15 protein-coding genes are annotated in these 15951 nt (G+C 69.5%); 8 read left to right on the top strand and 7 right to left on the bottom strand.

What is annotated here, in order from left to right; all coding sequences use genetic code 11:
• Positions 1-1284: an amidase gene (locus OG555_RS01535; RefSeq protein ID WP_329480435.1), complete on the top strand. Its 1284-nt coding sequence runs from the start codon at positions 1-3 to the stop codon at positions 1282-1284.
• 1095 nt (positions 1285-2379) lie between these two features.
• On the opposite strand, the gene OG555_RS01530 is transcribed toward OG555_RS01535, so the two are convergent.
• Both OG555_RS01530 and OG555_RS01525 read right to left on the bottom strand, forming a co-directional pair.
• Complete coding sequence (locus OG555_RS01530; protein WP_329480433.1) at positions 2380-3420, bottom strand: HAD-IIA family hydrolase; 1041 nt, start codon at positions 3418-3420, stop codon at positions 2380-2382.
• Positions 3417-4304, bottom strand: coding sequence for a class I fructose-bisphosphate aldolase (locus OG555_RS01525; protein WP_329480431.1), 888 nt, complete (start codon positions 4302-4304; stop codon positions 3417-3419). The genes OG555_RS01530 and OG555_RS01525 overlap by 4 nt, the downstream gene beginning before the upstream one ends.
• 197 nt (positions 4305-4501) lie before the next feature.
• Here OG555_RS01525 and OG555_RS01520 point away from each other — a divergent pair, with 197 nt between their 5' ends.
• The 4 genes from OG555_RS01520 to OG555_RS01505 are packed head-to-tail and all read left to right on the top strand — an operon-like array spanning position 4502 to position 8747.
• A complete protein-coding gene (locus OG555_RS01520) occupies positions 4502-5572 on the top strand; it encodes a class 1 fructose-bisphosphatase (protein ID WP_329480429.1) in 1071 nt (356 codons plus the stop codon).
• A 12-nt stretch (positions 5573-5584) separates the two neighbouring features.
• A complete protein-coding gene (locus tag OG555_RS01515) occupies positions 5585-6460 on the top strand; it encodes a phosphoribulokinase (RefSeq protein WP_329480427.1) in 876 nt (291 codons plus the stop codon).
• A 39-nt stretch (positions 6461-6499) separates the two neighbouring features.
• Positions 6500-7507, top strand: coding sequence for a type I glyceraldehyde-3-phosphate dehydrogenase (gap, locus tag OG555_RS01510; protein WP_329480425.1), 1008 nt, complete (start codon positions 6500-6502; stop codon positions 7505-7507).
• A 4-nt stretch (positions 7508-7511) separates the two neighbouring features.
• Positions 7512-8747, top strand: coding sequence for a phosphoglycerate kinase (locus tag OG555_RS01505; RefSeq protein WP_329480423.1), 1236 nt, complete (start codon positions 7512-7514; stop codon positions 8745-8747).
• Here the strand turns inward: OG555_RS01505 and OG555_RS01500 are convergent.
• Genes OG555_RS01500 through OG555_RS01480 form a run of 5 tightly spaced genes read right to left on the bottom strand, consistent with a single transcriptional unit; the run spans position 8723 to position 13403 of the window.
• A complete protein-coding gene (locus OG555_RS01500; RefSeq protein ID WP_329480421.1) occupies positions 8723-9490 on the bottom strand; it encodes a CbtA family protein in 768 nt (255 codons plus the stop codon). The genes OG555_RS01505 and OG555_RS01500 overlap by 25 nt on opposite strands.
• A gap of 10 nt (positions 9491-9500) precedes the next feature.
• Positions 9501-9683 carry a CbtB domain-containing protein gene (locus tag OG555_RS01495; protein ID WP_328518967.1) on the bottom strand — a complete coding sequence of 61 codons (183 nt, stop codon included), beginning with the start codon at positions 9681-9683 and terminating at the stop codon, positions 9501-9503.
• Positions 9668-10864, bottom strand: coding sequence for an MSMEG_0565 family glycosyltransferase (locus tag OG555_RS01490; RefSeq protein WP_329480419.1), 1197 nt, complete (start codon positions 10862-10864; stop codon positions 9668-9670). The genes OG555_RS01495 and OG555_RS01490 overlap by 16 nt, the downstream gene beginning before the upstream one ends.
• Before the next feature lie 2 nt (positions 10865-10866).
• On the bottom strand, positions 10867-12396 hold the full coding sequence (locus OG555_RS01485) for a hypothetical protein (protein WP_329480417.1): 1530 nt from the start codon (positions 12394-12396) through the stop codon (positions 10867-10869).
• Positions 12393-13403: a carbamate kinase gene (locus OG555_RS01480; protein WP_329480415.1), complete on the bottom strand. Its 1011-nt coding sequence runs from the start codon at positions 13401-13403 to the stop codon at positions 12393-12395. The genes OG555_RS01485 and OG555_RS01480 overlap by 4 nt, the downstream gene beginning before the upstream one ends.
• A gap of 119 nt (positions 13404-13522) precedes the next feature.
• On the opposite strand from OG555_RS01480, the gene OG555_RS01475 reads away from it, so the two are divergent.
• The 3 genes from OG555_RS01475 (at position 13523) to OG555_RS01465 (ending at position 15950) form a co-directional block, all read left to right on the top strand.
• Positions 13523-14179: a hypothetical protein gene (locus OG555_RS01475; protein WP_329480413.1), complete on the top strand. Its 657-nt coding sequence runs from the start codon at positions 13523-13525 to the stop codon at positions 14177-14179.
• 74 nt (positions 14180-14253) lie between these two features.
• Positions 14254-15417 (top strand): MSMEG_0568 family radical SAM protein, encoded by a 1164-nt coding sequence (locus tag OG555_RS01470; RefSeq protein WP_329480411.1) that lies wholly within the window; start codon positions 14254-14256, stop codon positions 15415-15417.
• Positions 15417-15950, top strand: a complete 534-nt coding sequence (locus tag OG555_RS01465; RefSeq protein ID WP_329480409.1) for an MSMEG_0567/Sll0786 family nitrogen starvation N-acetyltransferase — start codon at positions 15417-15419, stop codon at positions 15948-15950. Before OG555_RS01470 ends, OG555_RS01465 begins: the two co-directional genes overlap by 1 nt.
• Position 15951: the final 1 nt, after the last annotated feature.

Genomic DNA, 15951 nt, shown 5'->3' with positions numbered 1-15951 from the left:
TTGACGCGGATCGCCGAGCTCGACCCGCGGCTGGGCGCCGTACTGGCATTGAATCCGCAGGCGGGAAGCGACGCCGCGGCGGCCGACGAGCAGCTCCGGCCGACGGGTGAACCGCTCGGTCCGTTGCACGGCATCCCGATCCTGGTGAAGGACGTGTTCGAGACGCGAGGGATTCCCACGAGCTTCGGGTGCCGCGTCTTTCGCGACCACGTTCCGGCAGACGACGCGGAGGTCGTACGGCGACTGAGGTCAGCCGGAGCCATCATCCTCGGCAAGACCGCGACCCCGGACTTCGCGATGTCGTGGTTGTCCGACTCGTCCACCGGGGTCGACACCGTCAACAGTCGATCGGAATGGCATGAGGCCGGCGGCTCGAGCAGTGGATCCGCGGTGGCCGTTGCGGCTGGGCTCGCACCGGCAGCGCTTGGGTCCGATACGGGAGGGTCCGTGCGGGTGCCGGCCTCGTTCAACGGGGTCGTCGGGATGCGTCCGACGACAGGCCTCGTACCGACGCGTGGGATGGCCGCACTCGTGTCGATGCAGGACACCCCGGGTCCGCTCGCCAGGTGCGTCGATGATGCCGCGGTCCTGCTGGAAGTGCTGGCGGGTAAGCGATGGGACGAACCTCCGCGGCGGCTGGAAAACTACCGGCTCGGTGTGCTCGTGTTGTCCGACTGTCCGATGGAATGGGACGGCTCAGAGCAGGTGTCTGCGGTATTCGACGATGCACTCGCTCGTCTGCGCTCCTGCGGGGTTCAGATCGTCGACCGGGTCCAGGTACCGAAGCTCGGGGACCTCCTTCGGGAGAGCTCGCCGTACCTGGTGGCGGCGCGGGAGGACATCGACGCCTTCTTGGCCTCGCGTGGCCGCAGATCCTTCAGCGACCTGTACGAAGAGGGTGTCTTCCCTGAGGGATTGGATCTCGCCGAGTTGCTTGCGACGCGGTCGTCACCCGGAGCTCAGGCCCAGGCCGAGCTGCAGGCCGCGCGGAGTCGGCTGCGTGAAACGGTCGTGGACGTGATGGCAGGTCAGGGATTGGACGCCCTCGTTTACCCGACCGTTCGGGTGCCGGCGCCGCGGCGGGATCGCGATCGGTTGCGACTGCCGAGTCGGCGGCTGCCGGTCAACACCCTGATCGCATCACAGGCGGATCTGCCTGCGCTGACCTTGCCGGTGGGCAGAATGGACGAAGGGCTGCCGGTCGGTCTGGAGTTGCTGGGACGGCCGGCTGCGGACGCGGCTTTGCTGAGCCTGGCACGCCTGGTCGAGCACGCCTTGGCCTGAGTCCGAGAAGCGGCGGCTGCAACGGCTCCCTTCGGTCGACCGAACCCAACCACTTGAAGGGATCTCCCCTCAAGATGCCCCTTCTCCGCCCGAAATACCGCGAGAGAAGGGGCAAGATCCGGTCAGATCCCCCTGAAATGGCGCTCGCTGGTCGCGGCGTGGGTGGTTGGCGGTCTGCGCGTGTTGGTCGGAGGACGGACCCAGATCCGGTGACCTGGGGCACCCGGTGGTGTGGGCCGGTGTGGTGCAGCTCGACAGGAAGTATCGGCCGGGCCCTGCCCGGGCGGGCCGGTTTCACGCTGAATACCTCCGCCGACCAGTTGCGATGAACCGACACTTCCTGTCGACCTTGCACCCCAGCCACCCGAACCTCACCAGCCAGGCCGGATCCCGGACCTCCGCCCACGTCACCCACACATCCGGCAGCAGAGCCTGAAATGAGGCTGTTCTGCTCGATGGCTGGGTGGTGGCATCTGCCGTGTCGTGGTTAGCGGGCGGGCCCCAGGACCGGTGACCTGAGACGGCCTGTGGTCCGGTCGCGAGCCCCGGTTCCCGGCGTCCGGTCGGCAGCGTCCACACGCCCAGACGCCCGGGGTCCTGACATGCTGCGCCGCCAGGGGGTGTTGATCGGCGCGATTGCCGCGACCCTGGACAGGTACCGGGGACCTCGGACACCGCACAGCCTGTCCGAGGCCCCCAGATGGTGTCCCAGGCCCCGCGGATCGCCACCGGAGCCACCCGCCGCCACGACGAACCCGTCCAGCCACTGCTCCTGCCCGCCCGTGTGCGGCCGGTCCGGCTGCGAAGGCTGCCGACGGTGCGGCCGGTCCGGCTGCGGAGGCTGTCGAGGGTGCGGCCGGAGGCTGGGCGTGCCGGCGCGACAGGAGGTGTCCGCTCCGGCCCCGGCGTGGCCGGCCGGAGGCAGGCGTGAATGCCTCCTCCGACCAGCACCCCTGGACCGACACCACCTGTCGAGCTGGCACGCCCAGCCGACCTCGCCTGCACATCCAGCAGAAGAGCCTGAAATGATGCCCAGCTCATGGACACTGGATCGCTGGTGTCAGCGAACACAGCATGTCGTCCACGGATCCAGGCTTAGATGCCTAGCCGACGTTCGAGGGCCGTCCACGTAGCGGGGTCCGTGGCGAGCGGTCGATCGTGGTCGCGGGCGTGCCAAGCAGCCGACACGACGGCTCGGAGGAGCCGGTGCCGCGCGACAGGACGTCCTACCGACAACACGCCTTCCGGTGAGATCGCGACCGCCTCGTCGGGCTCGGGTCGCGGGTGCAGGCCCGGTTGGAGCAGACCCGACAGGTCGAACGCGAAGTACGTCGGCCTCGCGTCGTCCTCGGCGAACGCCAGGTCACGCAGGCTGCTCGCCCCGCCCAGCACGAACAGCGAGTCCACTCCGGCCGATCGCGCGCCGACGATGTCGGTGTCCAGCCGGTCGCCGACCATGATGGCTTCGGACCGGTCGCACCCGAGTCGTGAGCACGCGAGCTCGAACAACGCCGTACCCGGCTTGCCCGTCACGTGCGGAGCGGCAGTCGTCGTGGTCTGTACGGCTCCGACGAACGCGCCGTTGCCCGGCGCCAAGCCGCGTGAGGTCGGCACCGTCGCGTCGAGGTTCGTCGCCACCCAGATCGCGCCGGCCTGGGCCAGGTAGGCCACCTCGGCCAGGTCGCGCCAGGTCACGTCCTGCCCGGCGCCTTGCACCACAGCTTCCACCGACGTCCCACTGCCGAGCTCGGCGACCCGAACCGCCGTCAGACCTGCCTCGGTGAGTGCGTCGGCAACGCCCGGTCCGCCCACGGCCAGAACTGGCGCACCGGGCGCAAGCCGTCCAGCGACGTACGCCGCGGCCGCCTGCGAGCTGGTGACGACCGACCAGCCTTCGTCGGTGAGCCCCAGCTCGCGCAGATGTGTCCGGGCAGCCGTGGGCGTCCGGGATGCGTTGTTGGTCGCGAACACCACCGGGACTTCTCCGGCAACCATCGAGTTCAAGCTCGGGATCGCACCCGGCACCGCCTGCGCACCGCGGTACACCACGCCGTCCAGGTCGCAGATCACCCCGCGGTACTTCGCCAGCAGCGGCTGAGACCTGTCGATGACGGCCGCGTCGTGGACGTGGCTCACGAACGCGCCCCGCTGGAGACGAGAGCGGCGGCGACGGATTCGCTGGCCCGCTTGCAGTTCTGCAGCAGGACGCGTCCACTCTCGGCCGCGTCCTCCGCGCGTCGCCAGGCCTCGGCCGCCGCGGCGACCAGCGAACGCGAGAACCCGTAGGTCACCTGCCAGGGATGACCCGAGTCCGCGGCGATGGCCTGCAAGTGCGCGCAGGCCTGGTCGAGTGGTTGCCCACCGGAGAGCAGCAGTACGCCGGGAGTCTGGGCCGGCACGCCCTTCTCCAAGAGAGCCGTGGTCAGGCGGGCGACCTGCTCGGAGTCCGCGGGCACCGGGTTCGAGAGGCCGGGGATGACCATGTTGATCCGCAACAGCAGCCGGCTGGGGTCGACACCGACCCGGTCGAGCTCGGCGCGCAGGGCGAGCAACGCGTTGGTCGTGACGGCCTGACTGACGGTAATGCTGGAGGCGCCGAGCTCCGGCATGGCGATGGTGAGGACGGGAAGAATCCCCGCCGCCTGCGCCGCCGCCGCTCCCCGGGCGAGCACCTCCGCACCGATGTGGACAGAGCCCAGGGGAACGTCGAGCGGTGACAGGTTCTCGCGCCACTCGGCGAACGCCGCGCCGCGCCCGGCCAGGTGCGCCAGGGAGATCTCCGGCGTCGTCATGCGTACGCCGATCAACGGCCGGCTCCCGCTGGGACGCAGCGCGGCGAACGCCTCGGGTGTCAGAAGGACGGCGGAGACGTAGTCGCTCAGGCCTTCCGTGTGCAGTACTGCCTCGGTGAACCTGTGGGCCCGGTCCGCGCCGACGAGGGCCTCGGCGTACTCGTCGACGACGAGCATTCCCTTGGGTGGTTCCAGGATCGCGGCTGCGGTCTCGTCGATGGTGCGCATTGGGGCCTCCCGGCAACGAACGTGCGGCGTGCCACCGACGCTAGTCAGCAGTGCGTACATCCCGATTCACCCTTAGGGCTGAGTGTGTGGGTGAGCCGGTGATCGGCTACCACCCCTGCGGTCACCCCTCGGGTGGATGCCGACGGGACGCGGTGCTGGTGTGCTCGAACAGTCCACCCCCGCCGCGAGGAGCGCCCATGCTGACTGAACGCCCGACGCTGACGCAGTTCCTGACCGAGGAACGGCGTCGTCACCCTGGTTCGACCGCCGACGTCGACGCGCTGATCCTCGACGTCGCGCTGGCCTGCAAGGCGATCTCGCAGCGGATCGCGTCCGGCGCGCTGGCCGGCGTGCTCGGCGCCGCCGGGGCCAGGAACGTGCAGGGCGAACAGCAGCAGAAGCTCGACGTACTGGCGAACGAGATCTTCCTGCGCACCAACGAATGGGGTGGGTTGCTCGCCGGGATGGCGTCGGAGGAGCTCGAGGCGCCGTACGCGATCCCTACGCGGTATCCGCGCGGCGACTGCCTGCTCGTGTTCGACCCGCTCGACGGCTCGTCGAACATCGACGTCAACGTGTCGGTCGGGAGCATCTTCTCGGTCCTGCGCGCGCCCGGGTCCGGCGCCGAGCTCGAGGACTTCCTCCAGCCCGGCACCGAACAGGTTGCCGGCGGCTACGCGATCTACGGCCCGTCGACCCTGCTGGTCCTCACGGTCGGCAGCGGAGTCCACGCCTTCACGCTGGATCCCGCCCTGGGCGAGTTCTTCCTGACCCGGCAGGACATCACGGTGCCGGAGTCGACCAAGGAGTTCGCGATCAACAGCTCGAACAGCCGGTTCTGGGAGCCCGCCGTACGGCGCTATATCGACGAATGCCTGGCCGGGTCGACCGGCCCGCGGGAGAAGGACTTCAACATGCGCTGGGTCGCGTCACTGGTGGCCGAGACGCACCGGATCCTGACCCGCGGCGGCGTGTTCCTGTACCCGCGTGACACCAAGGATCCCGCGCAGGAAGGGCGGCTCCGGCTGCTCTACGAGGCCAACCCGATCGCCTTCCTGATCGAACAGGCCGGCGGCCGTGCCTCGACCGGACGTGAGCGCGTGCTCGGGGTCCGGCCGACCGGGCTGCACCAGCGGACCGGGTTCGTCTTCGGCTCGCGCGAGGAGGTCGACCGGATCGAGCGGTACCACGCCGAATACGGCGCCGATCCCGAGGAGCAGAGCAACCCGTTGTACGGCTTCCGCGGCCTGTACCGCGCCACCGCCTGAGGAGTTGATCCCATGTCAGCCAAGCACCCCGTCGTCGCGATCACCGGTTCGTCCGGAGCCGGAACCACCTCGGTGATGCGGACCTTCGAGCAGATCTTCCGGCGTGAGCAGGTGCGGGCCGCGTTCGTGGAGGGCGACAGCTTCCACCGCTACGACCGGATGGGGATGAAGGAGCAGATGGTCCGGGCGTTGGCCGAGGGGGATCACACCTTCAGCCACTTCGGCCCGGACGCCAACCTGTTCGAGGAGTTGGAGGCACTGTTCCGCGAGTACGGCGAAACCGGGGGCGGCCGGGTGCGCAAGTACCTGCACGACGAGCCGGAGGCCGCGCCGTTCGGACAGGACCCCGGCACCTTCACACCGTGGGCGGATCTGCCGGATGACACCGACCTGCTGTTCTACGAGGGGCTGCACGGCGCGGTCGTCACGGAGAAGGTCGACGTCGCCCAGCACGCGGATCTGCTGATCGGTGTCGTGCCGGTGATCAACCTGGAGTGGACGCAGAAACTGCACCGGGACAAGGCCATGCGTGGCTATTCCACCGAGGCGGTGACGGAGACGATCCTGCGGCGGATGCACGACTACGTGAACTACATGTGCCCGCAGTTCTCCCGCACCCACGTCAACTTCCAGCGCGTCCCCGTGGTCGACACGTCCAACCCGTTCATCGCGCGGACGATCCCGGCGCCGGACGAGTCGATGCTCGTGATCCGGTTCAAGGATTCGCACGGGATCGATTTCCCTTACCTGCTGTCGATGCTGCACGACTCGTTCATGTCGCGGCCGAACACCATCGTCTGCCCCGGCGGAAAGATGGATCTGGCCATGCAGCTGATCTTCACCCCGATGCTGTGGCGGTTGCTCGAGCGCCGCGACAAGACCCGCTGACGTTCATCGTTCCCCGTCCACTCTGGAGGTTCCGTCTTCATGACTGTTCGTGTCGGCATCAACGGCTTCGGCCGGATCGGCCGCAACTTCTTCCGCGCGGTCCGCGCATCCGGGGCCGACATCGAGATCGTCGGCGTCAACGACCTGACCGACAGGTCCACCCTGGCGCACCTGCTGAAGTACGACTCGATCCTCGGCCGACTGGACGCCGACGTCAGCGCGACCGGCGACGAAATCGTCGTCGGCGACGCGTCGATCGCCGCCCTGGCCGAACGCGACCCCGCGAAGCTGCCCTGGAAGGACCTCGGCGTCGATCTGGTGGTCGAGTCGACCGGCCTCTTCACCGACGCGAACCAGGCCCGCGCGCATATCGACAGCGGTGGCGCGAAGAAGGTCATCATCTCGGCTCCGGCCACGAACAACGACGTCACGATCGTCATGGGTGTCAACCACGACCAGTACGACGCCGACGCGCACACCGTGATCTCGAACGCTTCCTGCACCACGAACTGCCTCGCCCCGATGGCGAAGGCCCTGCATGACGGTCTCGGGATCGTCAAAGGGCTGATGACCACGATCCACGCCTACACCGCCGATCAGAACCTGCAGGACAACATCCACAAGGACCTGCGCCGGGCCCGGGCCGCTGCGATCAACGTCGTACCGACCTCGACGGGCGCCGCGAAGGCGATCGGCCAGGTGCTGCCCGAGTTGAAGGGGAAGCTGGACGGCTACGCGATCCGGGTCCCGGTGCCGACGGGCTCCGCCACGGACCTGACGTTCGAAGCGGCGCGCGAGACCTCGGTCGAGGAAGTCAACGAGGTCGTGCGGGCGGCGGCCGACGGCGAGCTCAAGGGCTACCTGCGCTACTCCACCGACCCGATCGTCTCCTCCGACATCGTCACCGACCCGGCGTCCTGCATCTTCGACGCACCGCTGACGAAGGTGATCGGCAACCAGGTCAAGGTGGTCGGCTGGTACGACAACGAGTGGGGCTACTCCAACCGCTTGGCCGACCTGGTCATGCACGTCGGCGCGAGTCTCTGAGCCGATGGCAACCATCGACGACCTCAGCCGAGAGCTGGGTGGACTACGCGGCCGGAGAGTCCTGGTCCGATCGGACCTGAACGTCCCGCTGGACGGCGGCACCATCACGGACGACGGGCGCATCCGGGCCAGCGTTCCCACGATCCGGCGGCTCGCAGACCGAGGCGCCAGGGTCGTGGTGTCCGCGCATCTCGGCCGGCCGGACGGAGCGCCGGACCCGACGTTCTCGCTCGCTCCGGTTGCCGAGCGGCTCGGCGAACTGCTCGGCGCGCAGGTGGCCTTCGCGACCGACAGTGTCGGCGAGAGCGCCCAGGCAACGGTCGAATCGCTTCATCACGGCCGGGTCGCGCTGCTGGAGAACGTGCGCTTCAACGCCGGCGAGACCAGCAAGGACGATGCCGAGCGCGGCCAGGTCGCGGACCGGTTGGCTGCTCTCGCCGATGCCTTCGTCAGCGACGGCTTCGGCGTGGTGCACCGTAAGCAGGCGTCCGTGTACGACGTGGCACAACGGTTGCCAGCGGCAATGGGTCAGCTCGTCGCCACCGAGATCGACGTACTCCGGCGGCTCACCCGGATTCCCGAGCGGCCCTACGTCGTGGTGCTCGGTGGTGCGAAGGTGTCCGACAAGCTCGGCGTGATCGACAACCTGCTCGGCAAGGCCGACCGGCTGCTGATCGGCGGCGGCATGGCCTACACCTTCCTTGCGGCCAAAGGATACGAGGTCGGCAACAGCCTGCTCGAGGCGGACCAGATCCCGGTCTGCCGCGAATACCTGGAACGCGCGGCGGACCGGGGCGTGCTCCTGCTGCCCGTCGACGTGCTGGTCACCGACAGGTTCGCGGCCGACGCCGTGGCCGAGGTCGTGCGGGCCGACGAGATTCCTGTGGATCGGATGGGACTGGACATCGGCCCCGAGTCCGCGAAGGCGTTCGCGGCCGCGCTGGCCGACGCCCGGACCGTCTTCTGGAACGGCCCGATGGGCGTCTTCGAGTTCGATGCGTTCGCGGCCGGCACCCGTGCCGTGGCACAGGCTCTGACGGAGATCGACGGGCTGTCGGTGGTCGGCGGCGGTGACTCCGCGGCCGCCGTACGGCGACTGGGCTTCGACGAGACCGCCTTCGGCCACATCTCGACCGGGGGAGGGGCCTCGCTGGAGTACCTCGAGGGCAAGAAGCTCCCCGGCATCGACGTACTCGATGCCGGGGAGCGGGAGGGTCAGCGACCGCTCAACGCCCGGTGAGTTCGGGCGTACGCCGTAGCGGTATGGCTCGCCCGTGCCAGCAGCGTGCCGGTCACCAGACCCAACGTGGTCCAGAGCAGTGCGAGCGTGCCGAGCGACTGGAGCCGGAACCGCCAGACCAGGCCCGCGGCGACGTCGGCGGGAATCGCATCGGGACTGGGCGGCAGACCGGCGAAGAGAAGGACACCCGCCACGACCAGCACGCCGACGACGCTCCAGCAGGTGCGGGTGGACGACCACCCGCGCCGCCGGGCGGTGCGGACGACGACGAGCAGCGTGATGAGTGCCAGAGCCGCGATGGCGATCGCGCACGCGTAGAGGAGCGTGCGCTCGGTGACCGTGTCGGGGTCGCCGACAGCGGGCGGGTTGGCCGGGTACTTGAGGCCGGGCGCGAGTGCGAAGACCGCGAAGCCGCCGCCGGCCACGACCAAGGCACTGGCCAGCTCGCTGAAGTTCGACGTACGCCGGAAGCGGCTCAGGGCAACGGCGTACAGCAGGGACAGCAGCAGCGCGGCGACGATCACGGCAATTGCACCGCCGACCTGCTGCAGGCCGCGCGAGACGAGCTCGGTGTCGTGCCCTGATTCGCCGTGCGCGTGTTCCATCGCGGTGCGGCTCGCCTCGACGGCCAGCGCGAGCCGGACAGTCGGTTCGACGACCACGAAGCTGAAAGCGGCCGCGACCACACCGGCGGCGAGTCCGCCGGTGAGCGCGGCACGAAGTGTTGACGGCCAGAGGTTCATCTCGTCGTCCCTAGTGGCAGGGCACGCCGAGAATGTGGCGTCCGTCGTGGGTGAACTCGTGGACGTACGGCGCCAGGGTCGACAGCACCGCGCCGTTGTCCTGGAGCATCAGGTACAGCGCGATCAACGACACTACGGCGATCAGGTACGCCCAGACCGGGATGCGCTCGGTGGTGGCTACGTTGCTCGGCATTGGTCGTGGTCTCCTTCGGTGGTGGATGAGAGTGCTCGTCGATAGACCTCGAGGTGCTGTGCGGCGGTGCCGGACCACGGGTACGCCGCGGCGACGGCCGGACCGCGCAAGGCCAGCCGCTGCCGGGTGGTGTCGTCGTCGACCAGGCGCGCCAGACCCAGCGCCAGCGATTCGGCGTTGCCCGCGCCGGTCATCAGGACGTCCTGCTCGTCGGTCAGGAACTCGTGGAACACGTCGATGTCGGACGTGACCACGGGAAGCCCCGCCGCCATCGCCTCGAGGACCACCAGCCCCCACCCCTCCTTCATCGAGGGGAACGCGAAACCGTCGGCCGCGCCGAACCACTCCGGCAGTTCCTCGTCCGGAACGGTGCCGAGCAGGACGATGTCGTCATCGAGCCGCAGACCACTCGACTCCAGCGAGTCGAGGACGTTCTCGCGGTACGCGCGATAGTCCTGGAAGGAATGCCCGCCGATGATCGCCAGCAGCGGAGGGTCCGGATGCGTCGCCTTCAGCCGGGCCATCGCCTCGACGAGATAGGCGGTGCCCTTGCGCGGCTCGATGCCGCCCACCGTGAGGTAGACGAAGCGGTCGCCGGCGCCGATCCTGCGCCGCAACTCCTTGCGGCGCAGCTCACTGATGCCGGCGCCGAACCTGTCGGTGCGTACGCCGTTGGTGACGATGGCCGCGTGGACGCCGTAGTCCCGCAGCAACTGTTCCTGCCAGAGCTTGCTGACCACGAGCACGTCGTCCGGCTCGAGGATCGCGTTGCGCTGGCAGTCCATCAGCGCCTGGGTGGTGAAGTCGTCGACGTGGTGGACAGTGCGGATCAGCCGGTACGGAGCGCCCGCATCGCGGACGCGTGCGGCGGCCCGGGCCGAGATGCAGTCCTGGCTGTGCACGATGTCGAACTGGTCGCCGATCTCGCTCAAGCACGCGGTCAGCGTCGCGATCGAGTCGAACACCCGCTCCTCGAGCGTGGCCGCGGGGGCCGGTGCCTCGACCAGGTGCACGGGCACGTCGACCTTCCGGAAGAAGCCCTTCCCCTGATCGGACAGAGCCACCACGGTGACGTCGACCCCGGCCGCCTGCAGTGCTTCGGCGAGCTCGAGGGTGTGGACGACGCCACCGCGTGGCTTGACCGAGTACGTCGTGAGCGCGAGGCGCAGGCGGTCAGCCATCGCTACAGCTCCGCCGCGACCAGAGCGGGGTCGCGCAACGCGATCGCCGAGGCGGCGAGCGCGGCCCGGGCGGCCGTCTCGGTGACGATGGCGCCCGCGCGGCGCAAGGTGTCCTGCTGGGCCGCGAATCCCTGGGGGTCGAGCTCGGTGCCGAGCACGTAGGCGACGACCGTCGCGCCGGAGCCGACCACCTTCTCGATGGCGGGCGCGAGCGTACCGGCCGGATCCTGGTGGGCACCGTCGCCGATCACCACGTCGAGGAGGACCGCGGCCACGGCGGCGTCGTCGACCTGCCGCTCGAGGAACTCGATCCGGGCCTGCGGGTCGATCATCGGGTGCGGACGGCCCTTGGTGTACTCCTCCTCGCCGAGGTCGAGGAACAGATGCGAGTCGGGAGTCGCCGCGTCGACGGTGAGCGACTTGTCCAGCGGGACGTTGGAGTGGATCGGGCCGAGGTGGTCGGTGGCGATCGTCAGCGCCTCGTAGCACAGCGTTCCACCGCTGTAGAGACCGACCACCTTGCGTCGTGCCGGTGCCAGCCCGGTGATCAGACCGGCCACCTCCTCGGCCAGCCCCTGCACCAGATCAGGGGCTGATCCGCCGACCAGGGCGACGGTCTCGGCGGCACCCCGCTCGAGGGTGTTGACCACCGTCACGTGCTCCGCGGTGGACAGGCTGTCCCGCAGGCCCATCAGCGCGGCCACGGTCGGTTTGGACGGTACCTTCAGCAGCCGCTCGGCCACCTCGCGGGACGGCGGCTTGGACACCAGCAGGATCGCCTGGGTCCGCTCGTCGGCGTCGAGCGCGCGCAGCGCCGACTCGGCCATCAGGCCGCCGACCTCGGGCGACAGGTCACGGCCGCCGACGCCGATGACGTGCGACACTCCGATGCCCCAGCGGTCCAGCAGGCTCATCACTTCCTGCGCCCCCGTTCCGGCCGCGGCGACGATGCCGACCGGACCGGCGCTGACCCGGTTGGCGAACCCGAGGCCGGCTCCGGCGATCATCGCCGTACCGGCACCCGGCCCCATCACCAGCCGGCCGAGGTCGCGGGCCCGTTCCTTGAGCTCGATCTCCTCCTCGAGCGGCACGTTGTCGCTGAAGAGGAGCACATCCAGGCCGGCCGTCAGCGCCTTGTGCGTCTCGAGCGCGGCGTACGAGCCGGGCACCGAGATGATCGCGACGTTGGCATCCGGCCGCTCGGCCAGCGCGCCGGCCAGATCGGTGGCGTTCGGTACGGCGTCGTCCGCTTCCTGCGCGTTGGCCGCGAAGAGCGTCGCCTCGGCGGTCTCCAGCGCCGCTGCCGCCGAGTCGTCGTCATCGGCCCGGACTGCTAGCACAAGATCGTTCGCGGCTGCGCCGTCCGCGTCGCCGGCGATGCCCTGCTCCGCGAGGGTCTCGAGGTTGGCGGGGGTGGCCATCAGGGCCCAGCCCCAGGACACCCCGGGCGATCCGAGGATCGCGCGGGTGGCCTCGAGGAGGCGCACGCTGTCCTTGTAGGAGTTCTTGCGTACGGCGACGCGGGTGCTCATCCGACCAGCTCCTTGGTGGTGGCGGGGGTGGGGACGTCCTCGGTCAGGATCCGAGTGCCACGGTGTCCCTCAACCACCCCGTGGGGTTCGTCGAGGGTCGCGTAGACGAGTTCAGGGGTGGTGATCGCGGCGAAGCGCGGCCGCTCGGCCGAGGACGAGCCCTCGACGAACTTGATCGCGGCGCTCATCTTCGGGCCCATACTCCCGGGCGGGAACTGCCCGTCGGCGAGATGCCGCCGGGCCTCGGTCACCGTGAGTTCCTCGACGGACCGCTCCTGCGGCGTACCGAAGTCGAGTTTGACCGACGGCACGCCGGTGACCATCACGAGCGCGTTCGCGTTCGCCGCGACCGCGATCCGCTCAGCGGCGAAGTCCTTGTCGATGACGGCGTCCACGCCGCGATAGGCGCCGTTCTCCTCGATCACCGGAATGCCGCCACCGCCCGCGGCGACGACGATGTGACCGGACTGCGTCAGCGCCGCGACGGCGTTCGCCTCGAGGATCGCCTGCGGGGTCGGGGACGGCACGACCCGGCGGAAGCCGCGGCCCGCGTCGGCGACCATGGTCCAGCCGCGCGTGCCGGCGAACTGCTCCGCCTCGCCCTCGGTGAAGAACGGCCCGATCGGCTTGCTGGGCTGGGCGAACGCGGGATCGTTGCGGTCGACAACGATGTGGGTGACGACCGAGACCGCACCGGAGATCTCGCGGCCGCAGACCTCGTGCAGGGCCAGGCAGATCAGGCTGCCGAGGGCTCCCTGGGTCATCGCGCCGAGGGAGAACAGCGGCTGCGCCGGCACCAGCCGGGCGCCCTCCTCGTGCTGGATCGCCAGGTTGCCCACCTGCGGCCCGTTCCCGTGGACGATGATGATCTGCCAGCCTCTGCGCAACAGCGACCGGACGGACTTGGCCATGGCCAAGGCGTTCGAGTACTGCTCCTCGACGGTGCCCCGCTGGTCCTCGCGGGTGAGTGCGTTGCCGCCGAGGGCAATGACCGCGATATCGCTCATGTACGGCTCCCACTGTCCGGGGGGCGGGCGTTGGCATCCGCCCGATGCAGATGGCACAACATAGCAGATGGTCATGTCGTATAGTAGATGTCGAGTGAACTCGACCAGGGAGATGTGCGATGACTGACGAGATGACCGCCCGAGCGCTGCGATCCTCCTGGCGTGCGTCGGAACAGGCGCTGTACTCCCTGGGTGGCGGAGATGTCGGGCGCTACGAACGCGCCGTCCAGCTGGTCCGCGCGATCGTCGACGAACTGCGGGACATCACGTCGACCGCCGCTTTGGTCGATCGCTGGCCGGAGGCCGGCGAGATCGTCGCCGCCGCCGTGGAGCGGGTCGGCCTGGCGCTCGGCTCGCTGCCGGTGGATCAAGTGGCAGGTGCGGCCTTCGCGCTACGCCATGCGGCGTTGCAGGCCGACGAGACCCGGCGTGCCAGGTCCGAGCTCATCGCTGCGGCCCGGCAGGAGGGGGCTGACTGGGTCGTCCTGCATGAGAGCGGTGACCTGCTGGCGGGGTTCGCAGATCCGTACGGCACCACGCGGATGCACCTCGCGTCCGGTCTCGCGATCGTCGCCGCGGTCCAGCCGGAGCTGACCACGGGCGCGACGGTCCGCACGCTGACCGTGGTCCGGCTCGACCCGCGCACCGGTGACCTCGTGGACGACGACCCCGGAATCGCCGACCTCGCGTACTCCGACAGTTCGTCCTTCCGCAGTGGCGAGGCCGCGTTGCGGGAGGTCGTCGAGGAGGCGGCCGCGGCAGATCGTGTCGGATGATAGACGAACGTGTCTGTCAGGAGATACGGTAAGCCAATTGCGCTGCAGGACGACACGCTCGGAAGGACGCTCCCGTGACCCAGACGGCACAGACCCGGACCCCCATCGCCACGGTCGACGACGGCAGTCGGCTGAGTGACCTGATCCTCGAGCTCCAGGAGAAGGGGCTCACGGTCAGCGGACCGTTGGAGCGCCGGCCCGGTGGCGCCGGTCCGTCGGACGCGGGCATGATCTGGGTCGAGGGGACGCCCGTCACGGTCCCCGTCGACGCCGCGTACGTCGCGAGTACGCCGTACTCCCTGGAGCGGGAGGATTCCGGCCACGGGATCTACCGCGACGGGGTGCGGCTGGCGTCCGCGACACCGGCCGGGCGGCCGCGTTTCTACGACCTCGAGACCGCGGACGGTACGCCGTACTGGAAACTTGCGCTGATGCACCTGGACTCGCTGGCGAGCACCGTGCTGCAGACCTGTGCCTACTGGGGGAACGACGACCAGTGCACGTTCTGTGGCATCGGTGTCTCGCTCGCGTCGGGCAACACGGTCAAGGTGAAGCGGCCCGAGCAGCTCGCCGAGGTCGCGGTCGCCGCGCGCGATCTCGACGGCGCCGTGGACATCACCCTCACCACGGGGTCGACGTGGGGCAAGGACCGCGGCGCGTACTACGTCAGCAAGTGCGGCCATGCGATGAAGGAGGCCTCCGGGCTGCCGGTCGAGGTGCAGTTCGAACCGCCGACCGACCTGGCTGTCATCGACAAGGTGCACAGCCTGGGCATCGACTCGCTCGGGATCCATGTCGAGTCGTTCGATCCGCAGGTGCTCGCCCGGGTCGCGCCGCCGAAGGCCCGTACGGGCATCGAGCGCTACTTCGAGACCTGGGAGTATGCCGTCGAGCGGTTCGGCGAAGGACAGGTGTCGACGTACGTCATCCTCGGTATGGGCGAGGATCCGGAGGTCACGCTGGCCGGTTGCAAGCGGGCGATCGACATCGGTGTCTACCCGTTCATCGTTCCGCTGCGCCCGGTGCCCGGCAGCCTGATGGCCGATGCCGTCCCGCCGAGTCGTGCCTACACCGAGCGCATCGCGCGGGCGGTGGCGCCCGAGCTGGTCAAGCGCGGACTTACCGCGGACAAAGTCTCCGCGGGTTGCGCGCGGTGTCAGGCATGCTCGGCCCTGGGGTCGCTCGAACGAACTATCCAGCTGGGCATGCCGGGCCGGTTGCCGGTGCGGAGCGCGTGATGACGCGCTCGCCCGACATCGGTGTCTGGCGGGCGGCCGGGCCGGATCTCGCCCGGCACTACGCGATCCGTCAGCGCGTCTTCGTGCTCGAGCAGCGCATCCTGGAGCTCACCGATCTCGATGGGCACGACCGCGACGCGAACACGATCCACGTGCTGGCTGCGCAGGGCTTTTGCGCGGCCGGCACGGTGCGGCTGTACCGGCTGGACGGCGAGCTGTGGCAGGGCGACCGGCTCGCCGTACTCCCGTCGCACCGGTCCTCGATGGTCGGGGCCGAGCTCGTCCGCTTTGCCGTCGCGACGGCCTGCGCACTCGGTGGCGCCCAGATGGTGGCCCAGATCCAGTTGCCGAACGTGCGCTTCTTCGAGCGGCTCGGCTGGACCCGGGCCGGTGCTCCCGCGCCGTACTGCGGCCGCGACCACCAACCGATGGTCTACGACCTGACGCAGGCGCCGGCCTTCCTCCTGCCCGGGAGACCGGTCGAGCTCATGCTCGAGCCGCTCGTCGAGGTGCCGGATCTGCGAGCAGGCTGAG

Origin of the sequence: Kribbella sp. NBC_01484 (assembly GCF_036227145.1) — a bacterium.
Classification (GTDB): Bacteria; Actinomycetota; Actinomycetes; order Propionibacteriales; family Kribbellaceae; genus Kribbella.
Note: the sequence above shows the minus strand (reverse complement) of the source record. Positions and strands in the feature narration are given on the sequence as shown.